General features: G+C 34.9%; 10 protein-coding genes. All 10 read left to right on the top strand.

Going from position 1 to position 13420, the window contains the following annotated elements:
* The first annotated feature begins 66 nt into the window (after positions 1 to 66).
* The 10 genes from KQI69_RS04150 to KQI69_RS04190 all read left to right on the top strand — a co-directional run bounded on the left by KQI69_RS04150 (position 67) and on the right by KQI69_RS04190 (position 13255).
* Positions 67 to 1251, top strand: coding sequence for a glycoside hydrolase family 5 protein (locus KQI69_RS04150; protein WP_216564047.1), 1185 nt, complete (start codon positions 67 to 69; stop codon positions 1249 to 1251).
* 21 nt (positions 1252 to 1272) lie between these two features.
* Entirely contained in the window at positions 1273 to 2652 is a 1380-nt protein-coding gene (locus KQI69_RS04155; RefSeq protein WP_216564049.1) for an MFS transporter, read from the top strand.
* Positions 2653 to 2727: 75 nt separating this feature from the next.
* Positions 2728 to 2850: a hypothetical protein gene (locus KQI69_RS10570; protein WP_256442221.1), complete on the top strand. Its 123-nt coding sequence runs from the start codon at positions 2728 to 2730 to the stop codon at positions 2848 to 2850.
* 332 nt (positions 2851 to 3182) lie between these two features.
* Positions 3183 to 4595 carry a family 43 glycosylhydrolase gene (locus KQI69_RS04160; RefSeq protein WP_216564051.1) on the top strand — a complete coding sequence of 471 codons (1413 nt, stop codon included), beginning with the start codon at positions 3183 to 3185 and terminating at the stop codon, positions 4593 to 4595.
* 13 nt (positions 4596 to 4608) lie between these two features.
* On the top strand, positions 4609 to 5967 hold the full coding sequence (locus KQI69_RS04165; RefSeq protein WP_216564053.1) for an MFS transporter: 1359 nt from the start codon (positions 4609 to 4611) through the stop codon (positions 5965 to 5967).
* 111 nt (positions 5968 to 6078) lie between these two features.
* Positions 6079 to 6999: a helix-turn-helix domain-containing protein gene (locus KQI69_RS04170; RefSeq protein ID WP_216564055.1), complete on the top strand. Its 921-nt coding sequence runs from the start codon at positions 6079 to 6081 to the stop codon at positions 6997 to 6999.
* A gap of 28 nt (positions 7000 to 7027) precedes the next feature.
* Positions 7028 to 9085 (top strand): glycoside hydrolase family 3 protein, encoded by a 2058-nt coding sequence (locus KQI69_RS04175; protein ID WP_216564057.1) that lies wholly within the window; start codon positions 7028 to 7030, stop codon positions 9083 to 9085.
* An 88-nt stretch (positions 9086 to 9173) separates the two neighbouring features.
* On the top strand, positions 9174 to 9848 hold the full coding sequence (locus KQI69_RS04180) for a hypothetical protein (protein WP_216564059.1): 675 nt from the start codon (positions 9174 to 9176) through the stop codon (positions 9846 to 9848).
* 212 nt (positions 9849 to 10060) lie between these two features.
* On the top strand, positions 10061 to 10753 hold the full coding sequence (locus KQI69_RS04185; RefSeq protein ID WP_216564061.1) for a response regulator transcription factor: 693 nt from the start codon (positions 10061 to 10063) through the stop codon (positions 10751 to 10753).
* Positions 10754 to 10819: 66 nt separating this feature from the next.
* Positions 10820 to 13255: a sensor histidine kinase KdpD gene (locus KQI69_RS04190; protein ID WP_216564063.1), complete on the top strand. Its 2436-nt coding sequence runs from the start codon at positions 10820 to 10822 to the stop codon at positions 13253 to 13255.
* The last annotated feature ends 165 nt before the right edge of the window (positions 13256 to 13420 follow it).

Raw genomic sequence — 13420 nt, forward strand, 5'->3', positions numbered from 1 at the left:
TCAATAAAGCCAGTAAAATCAAGGATTTTGTTGAACATGCACTAAAAAGAATAGAGAGAATGATCGATGTATATTAAAGGAGTGAATTTGGGCAATTGGCTTGTGCTTGAAAAATGGATGAGTCCATCTGTTTTTTATAATACAAATGCGGACGATGAATACTATTTACCACAGGAATTATCGAGAGAAGTTTATGAAGACCGTATACGAATGCACAGAAAGGAATACATTACAGAGAGGGACTTTGCAACGATAAAAGGATTTGGCCTCAATACAATAAGAATTCCGATTCCGTATTTTGTTTTTGGTGACTGTCCGCCATTTATTGGATGTATTGAAGAATTAGACAAAGCGTTTAATTGGGCTGGCAAGTATGGATTAAAAATACTTTTGGATTTGCATACAGTGCCAGGAAGTCAGAATGGATTTGATAATGGAGGACTTTCAGGTGTATGTAAATGGGCACAAAATCCAGAAAATGTAGAGTTTACATTAAGTGTATTGGAAAAGTTGGCACAACGTTATGGGAAAAGGGAAGAACTGTGGGGAATTCAGCCAGTTAATGAGCCATTGACAGAAAGTGCATGGGAAGAATATGACGTGATGGAACGATATAAAGCTCGTGATTCAAAGATGGCAGAAGGAAGTGGTCCTGTACCAATGGAATTCTTAAAAAGATTCTATAAAATTGCATATGATAGGGTGCGAAAATACATGCCAGAAGAAAAAGTATTTATGATTCATGATGGATTTAATCTTAGAGCATGGAAAGGATTCATGCAGGAAGAAAAGTATAAAAATGTAGTTCTAGATACGCATCAGTACTTGATGAATGCAGAATGTGAAGGATGCGAACAGAATTTAGAATCTTATATTCAATTTGTTAGGACACAGTTCGTCAGAGATATAGATGAAATGAGACAATATTTCCCAATTATTTGTGGAGAGTGGTCTTTGTTTAATTCGTATGGTTGTGGAGTTGATACAAAGGGAGGATTGTCACCGATAAATGGTGTGGAAGCAACAGAAAATACATTTTCGGAAAACAGAAAAACAGAGATTTATAGTACACTTGCCAAAGAACAGTTGGAAGCATGGAAGCATGGAAATGGTTATTTTTTCTGGACATATAAGATGCTTCTTGATACTGTTAATGATCCGGAATGGAATGGATGGGACAGTTGGGATTATGGAAAATGTGTAGCACAGGGATGGATACCTAGTGAATACGATAAAAAAGATATGGATTAACGATACAAAAAAGGAGAAAAAATGAAGACAAATAGTAATACAGATGTAAAATTATCTTTTCTAGAAAGGATTGGATATGGAGTAGGAGACTATTCTGCAAATTTGATATATTCATCAATTAGTGCTTTTCTGCTGTTGTATTATACGAATGTGGTAAATGCAAGTCCTGCTATGGCAGCATCAATTATTGCAATTTCAAAAATATTTGATGGAGTTTCGGACTTGATTATGGGAACAATTGTTGATCGAACACATTCACGATTTGGAAAAGCTAGACCATGGATATTAAGATTATGTGTACCATTGGCAATTGCGACAGTACTGATGTTTTCGGTTCCAAATAGTTTGAGTGGAAAAGGAATGTTTATTTATATGTTTCTCACATATAATCTAGTATCAACTGTGTTTTATACCGGTATTAATGTACCATATGCAGCAATGAATGGATTAATGACAACTAATCAGTATGAAAGAGGATTACTTGGAAACTTCCGAATGCTTTTTGCAACTGCAGGAACAATGACTGTAAATACATATGTGTTAAAGATGGTAAAAACATTGGGAAATGGAGAACAGTATAATCAGAATGGTTGGACGAAGACATATATTATACTTGGAATTTCAACAATTGTTTTAAACATTTTTATGTTCATTACTTGTAAAGAACGTGTAGTTGAAGAAGTAAAGAACGAAGATGGAGAAGTGAAAAATATCACATTTTTAGAGGGACTAAAGGGATTATTTACAAATAAATATTGGGTTTTAATGGTAATTAATCTTTTTGTAATGTATTTTATGATGTCATGTTTTTATGGATCCGCAGCGTATTATGCACAGTATGTTATTGGAGATGTGACAAGCTATTCTTCTATTGCAAATGCAATGTCAATGGCTCAGATTGTAACAATGTTTTGTACACCATTTATTATGAAAAAAGTAAGCAAAAGAAATTGTATGATTATTGGACTTACATTTTCAACAATTGGATTTTTGGGAAGTGGTATTGTAGGAGCAAATCTTGTAGGGCAGGTTGGATGTTCAATAATTAAGGGCATTGGTGATGGTTTTGGTGGTGCTGCAATGTATGGATTGCTTCAGGATGCAATTACTTATGGTCAGTGGAAAAATGGCTATGGCAATTCTGGAATGGGAAATGCGGCATCGTCATTTTGCATGAAAGTAGGTTCTGGAGTTGGAACAGCTGTGCTTGGATGGGTTTTGGCATGGGGAAAATTTGACTCAGGTCTGAAAGTGCAGTCAGCATCTGCAATTACAGCAATTGATATGGCATTTATTTGGATACCAATTGTAACAAATATTATTGGAATTATATGCTTAATGTTTTTTGATTTGGATAAAATATATGACAAAATTGTTAAAGAATTAGAAGAGAGAAAATAAAGAATATAATATGAAATATGTCAATTTTCAAAGAATTTGGAACAGGTTACAATTTCCGATTATTAGAGGCAAGGTATGCGGATGATTCTATCACAGATAATCCTATTATCAAAGTTTGTATTTCGGATGAATCTGGAACTAATGTTAAAGAATTTGTTTGAAGCATTTGAGGAAAAAACAGACCTGTCGGATGAATAGAAAAGTAATTTTATGAGTAATCTCTAAGACACTTGAAGTAGTAGAGCGAGGTTGCCGCATTAATGAAAATTAATACAAGATATAGAATTAGCTGCTATTAAATATCTATGTTTTGTATAAAATTTTTCTGTTGCGGCAGCCTTTATTTATTGTTTATATACAAAGTGTATAAATATTACTATTTGTTGTTAAAGAATGTTTGCAAAATGCATAAAAGATGTCTGCTTTTGACAGTAAAAAAAGGTAAAAATGACAGAACAAAGCGTGAAAAATCATATAATATGTCTAATATAAACAAAGGCATTGGAAATTACATTATAAGGAGGGATTTTATGAAGAAACAATGTCACAATCCATATCTTCCGCTTTGTGAACATATTCCTGATGGCGAACCTCATGTGTTTGGCAATAGGCTGTATGTATTTGGAAGCCATGATCTTGAAAATGGCAGCGAATTTTGTGAACTTGATTATGTAGTATGGTCGGCACCGGTTTCTGATCTTTCTGATTGGAATTATGATGGAGTTATTTATAGAAAGGATAAGGATCCATATAATAAAGAATTATTACCGTTATATGCACCTGATGTTGTACAGGGAAAAGATGGTAGATACTATTTATATTATTGTATAAAATTTCAGGATTCGATAAATGTTGCAGTCTGTGACAGTCCGGCTGGGGAATATGAATTTTACGGAAGAGTTCATTATAAAAACGGCGAGATTATGTCACAGAATCAACCATATGATCCGTCTGTGATATGTACAGAGGAGGGAAATTTTCTTTATTTTGGTTTTGCACCATGCATGATAAATATTCCAAGATACAAAAATCAGGAACTTAAAGGAGGGAGTGTTCTTGAACTTGAAGATGATATGATTACGGTAAAAAGAGCACCTGAGGTCATTATACCAAGTTTAGATTACGGAAAAGGAACTTCCTTTGAAGGAAATGAATATTTTGAAGGACCTTCAATACGAAAAATAAATGGAAAATATTATCTGGTATATTCTTCTGTAAATACGCATCAGCTTTGTTACGCTGTTAGTGATAGCCCAATGGGGGGATTTTCATTTGGAGGAATTATAATAAGTAATGGTGATGTTGGTTATGATGGAAGAGGTGAGGATGAAAAACTTATGTCAGTGGGAAATAACCATGGAGGTTTAGTTAAAGTAAATGGACAATGGTATATTTTTTATCACCGACATACATATTTAAATCAATATAACCGGCAGGGCTGTGCTGAAAAAGTATTCTTTGATGATGAAGGAAATATTCCACAGGTGACAATAACTACCAGTGGCATGAATGATGTGCCTCTTTCTGGGAATGCATCATATCCGGCAGTATATTGTTGTAACCTTACAAATGGTCATATGGGGGCTTTATCGTCTTTGGGGAGAAATAATAATCAGATTGATTTTCCTTATATGACAAGTGAAAATGGCGAGCGGTTTATTACTAATGTTAAAGATGGGACTCTTATAGGTTATAAATATATAAGTTTAGTGGAAACGAAAAATATTGAGGTTGTATATTGTGCGGATAAAGCAGGTGTTATAGAAATCTATGCAGATGACAGGGAGAAGATTAAAGGTCGTATTAAAGTTGATAAATCTGGATGGTGGAAAGCTGCAGGTACTAATGTTTCATTTGAACAGGAAACTGAATTGTACCTTGTTTATAAAGGAGAGGGTACTTTATCACTTTTAACCTTGAATTTAAAAGGACGAGAAGATTAAGGAGGAAAAAATTATGAAGAGCAAAAGACCTACATGGAAAGAAATCATAGCATTTGCTGTTGGTGATGGCGGCTGTAATCTTGTTTGGACAACAATTGGTTCTTATCTTACATTATATTATACGGATAGTGTTGGGCTGGCAGCCGCAACAATAGGAACAATGATGCTTTTAACACGTTTACTTGATGGAATATCAGATCTTATTATGGGAAGTATTATTGACAGAACGCATACAAGATGGGGAAAGGCAAGACCATGGATATTATGGACTGCATTCCCTATGGGTATTGGTTTAGTACTTATGTTTAGTATTCCTGGTGGACTGAGTGATAAAGGAAAACTTGTATATGCTGTAATTACATATATACTGATGGCAGTTCTGGTATATACAGCATGTAATTTAGCTTATAATACATTGTTGTCACTGGAAGCACCTGATCCTAAAGATCGTGTCACTATGAGTTCAATACGTTTCTTTGTCACAATGTCAGTTGTATTGTTTATAAATTATAATTGTAATAACTTTGTTAATAAATTTGGATGGACAGGGATGGCTGCAATATTTGGAGGAATAGCTATACTGCTGCTTCTTATAACATTTTTGGGAACTAAGGAAAGAACAAATTTAGAACAAAATATGTCTGAAACGGACAGCACTGAAGAGAAATTAAGCGTTGGAGAATCATTTAAGCTGCTTTTTCACAATAAATATTTCTGGCTGCTTACAGTAGTGTTTGTTATAAATTACACTATATTAGGAGTAAATAATGGACTTAGGATTTATTATGCGAGAGATGTCCTTGGAAATGCAGGGCTTATGGGAACTTTGACATTATGTTTTATCCTTCCAAAACTTATAGGAAATCTTGTATATCCATATATAAATAAACTGCTTGGAAAATGGAAGAGCATGATGATAGGATATTGTATCGAACTTGCTGGCGTGCTTATTATGGCATTTACAGGAACTTCATTTACTACAACAGTTGTGGGGCTTGTATGTCTGGGTATTGGAGGAATACCACATAATGCAGGGCTGTTTGCTATGGTAGCGGATGTAATTGACTATGGTGAGTGGAAAACTGGTGTAAGACTTGATGGAATGACAAATTCAGTTACTTCATTTGGAATGAAAGTCGGGGCTGGTGTAGGTTCAGCGATAGTAGGCTGGGGACTTGCATGGGCTGCATATGATGGAAAGATCGCTTCACAGACAGCGGCTACGATATCAGGAATAAAATCAGTGTTTACATTAGTTCCGGCAGCATTGATCATAGTAGGTCTGATTGCGTTGTTCTTCTGCAATCTTGACAAGATTTATCCACAGATTGCAAAAGGTCTTGAGGAGAGAAGAGCTGGAAAAAATAATTAGATAGATAAGTAATATATTAATTACAGGCAGGAGTCTTTTGGGATTCCTGCCTGTACAATTTATGTCAGATTGCATTATAATGAATATTAAAAAGGTTAGATGGAGGACGGCATGGCATTTTCAATATATGAATCAGTTAGCAACAATCAAAAAATTCCGGTTAATGTGTTCGTGACAACTATTCAGAACAGTACATATCATTGGCATGCTGAATATGAAATGATAGGGGTTTTAAATGGAAGTGTAAATATAAAGACAAAATCTGATAATGTTGTTTTAAAAAGTGGTGATATTTATCTAGTAAATCCAAATATTATTCATTCAATAACCGAGAATAAAAACGAAGAAAATCTGTGTATGGTTATTCAGATAAGTCAGGAATTGTTTGCACTAGAAAAAAATGATGGTATGGAAATAAGATTTTATCTTGATAGTACCAAGGATGAAGTACCAGAATGTGGTTTTGGACATTTTTTTGAAATGATGGCAAAAATAGTCTATGAATCACTGGATGAGGAGAAAAATATGCAATTTCGTTTAAGAGCAGATGTTTGTACATTGATAGCAGATCTGTTTGATAATGTTGTGTATGATATAAGGTATGGCGATATAGCAACAAGAAATAATCAGGAACTAACAGTAGAAATAATTGAATTTTTGGAAGGTCATTTAGGAGATGAGAAAATTGTTGATATCACATGTCATAAATTTGGAGTCAGCAGAAAATCACTTGATAGAAACTTAAAGATGACAATAGGGTTATCTGCTAAGGAAGTAATAGAAAATCTCCGCATCCAAAAGGCTAAGAATCTTTTGAAAAATACGACTAAAAATATGAATTACATTCTTGATGCATGTGGATTTGGATCGGAGAAAACTTTTTACAGGGTGTTCAGAGAGCAGACAGGTCTGACACCAAACAGCTTTAGACAAAAGGGACAGGTAGATAATTATGACAAGGCTTTAAAAGGGTATCTTGATTATGAAACATCAGAGGTAAAAATGAGATTAGAGAAAATTATTAAATGTTGATTAGAATATATAAAAAAAGGTGGTAAATATGTCTGAATGGAGAGAATACAGGGTGTCTTTTACGAAGAAAGCACAGGAAATATTAAATGATCTTACAATAGAGGAAAAAATTTACTTAATGAGTGGTGTTCAGACAAAAAAAGAGGTAAGAGATGCTGTTCAGAGAAAAGTAAAAGCACATTATAATGAAATTCCATATTCGAGTGGTGGGATAAAAGAGAAAAATATTCCAGCTATGAAATTTGCAGATGGAACAAGAGGTGTTGTGTGTGGAAGAGGAAAATCGGTATGTTTTCCAGTTGCAGTAATGAGAGGTGCTACATTTAACACAGAATTGGAAAGAATGATAGGCCAAGCTATTTCAGAGGAGGTAATTGATGCTGGTGCAAATCTTTTTGGCGGAGTGTGTGTAAATCTTCCATACCATCCAGGGTGGGGGAGAGCACAGGAAGTATATGGTGAAGACACATTTCTATTAGGTGAAATGGCGGCTGCTCTGATACAAGGGGTACAGAGCACAGGTGTGATTGCCTGTGTGAAACATTTTGCTTTTAATTCTATGGAAAATTTAAGGTTTAAGGTATCAATAGATTGTAATAAAAGAACCGAAAGAGAGGTGTTTCTGCCGCAGTTTAAACGATGTATAGATGCAGGTGCCGGAGCAGTTATGAGTGCATATAATAGTTATAAGGGCATTTTATGCGGACAAAATGATTATCTTCTTAATACAGTGCTTCGCAAAGAATGGAAATTTGATGGCTTTGTACTAAGTGATTTTATATGGGGAATAAAGGATACAGTGGCATCGGTAAATGGTGGTCTGGATATGGAAATGCCGATAACACATTTTTATGGAAAGAATTTATTGAGTGCAGTTCAGAATGGAAAAGTTGGAACAGATAAAATAGATATGGCAGTATTGAGGATTATCAGAACATTACTGGCACATAATGAGAGGATAAAAAGTAATATCAGAACAAGTGATATAGAAAAACATCGACAGCTTGCATTACAATGTGCAAGGGAGGGAATCACGCTTCTTAAAAATGAGGATAATATTCTTCCGATTGACTGCGGTCAGAAAAGAAAAAAGATTGTTGTATTTGGAAGCCTTGCCGATTGTGACAATACAGGTGATAGAGGCTCAAGTCAGGTATATGCACCGTATATTATCACATTACTTCAGGGGTTGATAAAATATGGTGCACATGCTGAAATAATATATTATTCGGGAAAAAGTCTTTCACATTGTACAAGACTGGCAAAGGAAGCTGACTCGGTCATAATTATTGCTGGTAATAATTATCTGGATGAGGGTGAATGTATTGCAAAAGATACATATGATATTTCAAACGAGAAAACAGCAGGCGACAGGACACAGGGACTTGAACTGAAAAGTGAGGATCAGTGTATAATACATGAAGTAGCAAAAATAAGAAATGATGCGATAGTTGCTCTTGTTGGAGGTAGTGCTATCATACTTGAAGAATGGAAAGATAAGGTTGGGGCGATACTCATGGTTTATTATCCGGGGATGGAAGGTGGAACAGCCTTTGCAGAAGTGATTTTTGGAAAAACAAATCCAGGTGGCAAATTGCCGTTCTCAATTCCAAAAAAGGAAAGTGATCTGCCATATATGGAATGGGATTCTGAAAGTATGTGGTATGACTATTATCATGGGTATACATTATTAAATAAAAAAGGTGTAAGTCCATCATATTCATTTGGATTTGGTCTGTCATATACACAATTTAATTTGAATCATATGAGAGCGTGGAAAAGTGAAGAGTGTTTATATGGTGAGGTAATTGTTGAAAATGTTGGAAACAGAGAAGGAACAGAGGTGGTTCAGATGTATGTTGGAATACCAGAGTCTGATGTGGAAAGAGCTGAATATACATTACAGGCATTTCAAAAGATTTATTTACAGGCAGGAGAAAAAAAGAAGGTGGTCTTGAGCTGTAAAACAAGTGCACTTGATTATTATGATGAAAAAACCAGCCAGTTTATTCACGAGGATAAGAAATATGCAATATATTTAGGAAACAATAGTAATCACGCTGAACTTAAAAGGATAGATGTATGAAAATAATTTATATTAGGAGAAAAGTGAAAGTCGGCAGGGACAGCGGTCTTAAAGAATATCTGTATGGGATAGCCAGAAGGACAGCTCGTTGTCTTTAACAACTTATTTTAAGATAGAAAAATACAGGGAATTTGAGGGGACTAAAGATGAGTACGAAAGACAGGTGGAAGGAAAAAACAGACTTGTTGTAAAATATCTTGACGGAAGAAAAATAGACAGCAGATTTGTAGGGTATGGTGCTGAACAGGATTATCATGTTTTAGAGTCAAATGGTTATTATAAGATTGATTTCAAAGAGATCGTTGATCTTGACAAGGTTGAGAGTGTTTCGTTTAATGGACATGAGTTCATACTTAAAGAAAACAAAAATGAGCCGTCTTACAAGAGATTTACAACTAATACGAACTTTACATTGGATGTGCTTTCTGACACAGCAAAGTATCTTAAAACTGAGGAAAAAGATGGAGCATACAATAAAGATATAGGCTGCAGACAGGATACGGTTACATTCTATGGCGAAAAAGACGGCATTAAGCAGGAACTGTTTACTAGCTACAGATTACATACAACTGATCTGACGCAGATAGAGGACAATGTGGATGTTGGCATGGAGCGTGTCGGATTCAGTGATTGTAAGAGAGGTGGATGTACTTATATGATAAAGTATAATGAAGTTAAAGATAAGAAAACTATTGAAACATTTTCTGATATTATCAATAATCAGCTTCCATATATTCTTGCGGGATTTGAGTATATTGATTAGAGTGTGATTGATAACTTCAAAATCTTAAACAAATCTTAAACATTTACCTGCTTTTTTCTTAATAATTTTTTTGAGATAATATGAGCTGTACCGGAGATATATATAATTAATCTCTGATACAGCTCTTAAATGTGTTTGTCAGGAATATATGACATACACAGATATTTTACACATTTTGCAAAATGAAAATACAAAACGGGAGTGAGTGAAAAATGTACAATATAATAATTTGTGATGATGAAAAAGATATAGTAGATGCCATTGCGATATACTTAACCAGTCAGGGTTATAATGTTTTAAAAGCGTATAATGGGAGGGAAGCGGTAGAGCTTGTTGGGAGTATGAAAGTTCATCTCGTGGTCATGGACATTATGATGCCTGTCATGGATGGTATATCTGCGATGAGTAAGATAAGGGAAAATTCAAATGTTCCCGTTATTCTTCTTACAGCTAAGAGTGAGGATACTGATAAGATACTTGGTCTTAATGTCGGAGCAGATGATTATATTACCAAACCATTTAATCCGGTCGAACTTATAGCGAGGGTAAAAGCCCAGCTTAGAAGATATATGACGCTTGGTGGTGGAGAAAAAAGACAGGAAGAAACAAAATATATACTTGGCGGGCTTGAACTCGACGATGCGGCAAAACAGGTATTTGTAGATGGTGAGGAAAAAGACCTTACTCCTACTGAATTTGAGATACTTAAATTATTTATAAAACATCCGGGAAAGGTGATATCTCCGAAGGAGATATACAGGGAGGTGTGGAAGGATGCTCCGATGGGTAGTGAGGGGACGGTTGCGGTACATATCAGACATTTAAGAGAAAAAATAGAGATAAATCCTTCAGAACCAAGATATTTAAAAGTAGTGTGGGGGCAGGGATATAAGTGTGAAAAATAATAGGATGATGTTCATTTTTAAGCAGTATCACAATGGCAGAGTAAAAGGCGAAAGGTGGGAATATACATGAAAGATATTAAAATAACTAAGAAAAACAGGAATGGCCACAAAAAAAGCCTGAGAGTCCTTTTTAATATAATTCAGGCTGTATCGTTATCCGTATTTCTGGTAATGGGAATGATACTTACCGTTGCCACTGGCAAATATGGTGTTGGGACAAGCGGCGTGAAAGCTGAGATAAAAAACAGGATACAGGCAATGAATAAAAAAGCAGCAGAGTATTCAAAAATTGTATTAAATAAGGATGCATATAAAGATATGGAATGTAAATATGAATTAGGTGGATTATCAAATCTCCAAAAAAAGTATATTGATAATAAAGATTCAAACTATATGTTTACATTTAAGGTCGATAATTTAGGCAAAATTGATAACAACAATGGCTCAGCAGGGAAAGGTTATAAAGTAACTACGAGTGGAGAGATGAATTATTTTCAGAATCGTGGTAATACCAGTTTTATGTTCGATAAGAAAAAATTATATAATGATGCTATTGAATACTTTTTAAATAGGACTCAATATGGCAAAAGTAAAAGAAAAAATATGATTTTTATTCTGAAGAAAATTTATCCGTATGAAAAAATGATCTTAGATTTCTACTCATATGAAGGAGAGATGGTATGCTCTGTTTCGTTTGATGGAAGTTACAGGGATAAAATGTTTAAAAAACTTTCAGGGAAAAAAATAGGGGGAATAAAGGTTACTGATGATAATTCACTATGGGTGGAGGCGATTTTTAGTATGGACTTAGACTCATCAGGAACGAGTCCGTTTACAGGTGAATTTAAGTCTGCTATGTTAGAAACATGTGACGAGTCTGAATTGTTAAGAGGAAACTTAAGATTCGCAGTACATAGTGTTAAACAGCGAAATAAAAGATGTTATGTATATGCAGTACAATATGGTAAAGATACATATAGTTATAAGATTACAGGTGATATACGCAGGGATTTAAGATCAGGTGATGATTTGTATTATCTGTGCTGGTATGATGCTAATGCGAAAAGCGTATCGTTTGCCACATATATTTCAGGAATACTGTTACTTATATCTTCAATAGGAATTGCTGTGATGGCGAGGGTGTCAAAAAATGAGAGCGGCAAGTTAGGCTTCTTTTACAGGATACCTATGGATGTAGCACTTTTTGTGGCAGGAATAGCGGTAAGCATTGCATTGACTGTTCTTGTAAATACAGATCAGGACGAGATAAAGAATCTTATAAAATATGGATTTACCAACATTATAACAGTATGTATCACAGCAGGCAGTATAGCAGGAGTTATATTTACGGTATGTTATACGAGCTTTTGTGCTCAGTTAAAAGATAGTGCCGTTATAAACAACATGTTTATAACAAAGCTGATAATGTTCGTTGTAAGGGCTGTCAAGTCACTTTTATCAATGGTAAAGACAAGCGTATTTGTATTTGTACTATACTGGGCAGCAGGTATCATTGAATGTATTCTTGCCGTTTATGGTGGCTCAGAGGTCGCATTTTTTACTGTGATAATAGCTAAGATTATTGGAACTATCATAATTGCAAGGGTGTTAAGGGATGTATCAAGACTCCATGCAGGGATAAAACGCATGGCGGCAGGAGATATAAATGGAAAGATAAAAACAGAAGATATGTTGACGCTTGTAAAAAATGAGGCTGAATGTCTTAACAGTATCGGTGAGGGAATGAAAAAGGCGGTAGATGCCCAGATAAAGAGTGAACGGATGAAAACAGAACTTATAACAAATGTATCCCACGATATAAAAACACCTGTTACGGCAATCATAAGTTATGTGGATCTTTTAAAGAAGGAGGATTTAAAAAATGAAAATGCGGCAGGGTATGTGGAGGTACTCGACAGACAGTCAGAGAGATTAAAAAATCTTATATATGACCTGCTCGACCTGTCAAAGGCTTCAACAGGCAATGTAGATGTAAATATGGCAGAACTTGATCTTCCGGTTTTTGTTGAACAGAGTCTTGGAGAGTATATACCGAAGATGGAGAAAAGAAATCTTACACCTGTTGTCAAGTTTAAGATGGATGATGATAAGAAGAACAGGCTTAAAATAAGGGCTGACGGCAGGCATTTGTCAAGAGTTTTTGATAATATATTCCAGAACATATGTAAATATGCGATGGAAAATACGAGGGTATATATTGATGTAGAGTTGTCGGAGAAAAAATCAGAAAACAGTAAGGAGTTTTCTGATGAAGTTATAATATCGGTAAAAAATATGTCAGAACAGTCGTTAAACATCTCAGGTGATGAGCTGACAGAGAGATTTGTGAGAGGCGATAAGTCAAGAAATACTGAGGGAAGCGGGCTTGGTCTTTCGATAGCTAAAAGTCTGATGAAACTTCAGGATGGAAACCTTGATGTTATCATAGACGGTGATCTGTTTAAGGTTGTTATAACTTTGAACGGTATGGTGAGTGATTAAAATATAAACACCAAAAAACATAAGTATATTTATGAAATGAAAGATGCAGATGTTATCTGTTGTGTCGTATGACATTTTAGATAGCCTCTGCATTTTTTGACATTCAGCGTGAGCCGCAAAGGACAAAGTAAATAGTTGCAAAAACAGGTTGCCGGGTATAATATG

The organism is Eubacterium sp. MSJ-13, assembly GCF_018918235.1.
In the GTDB taxonomy this organism is placed as follows: Bacteria; Bacillota; Clostridia; order Lachnospirales; family Lachnospiraceae; genus Butyribacter.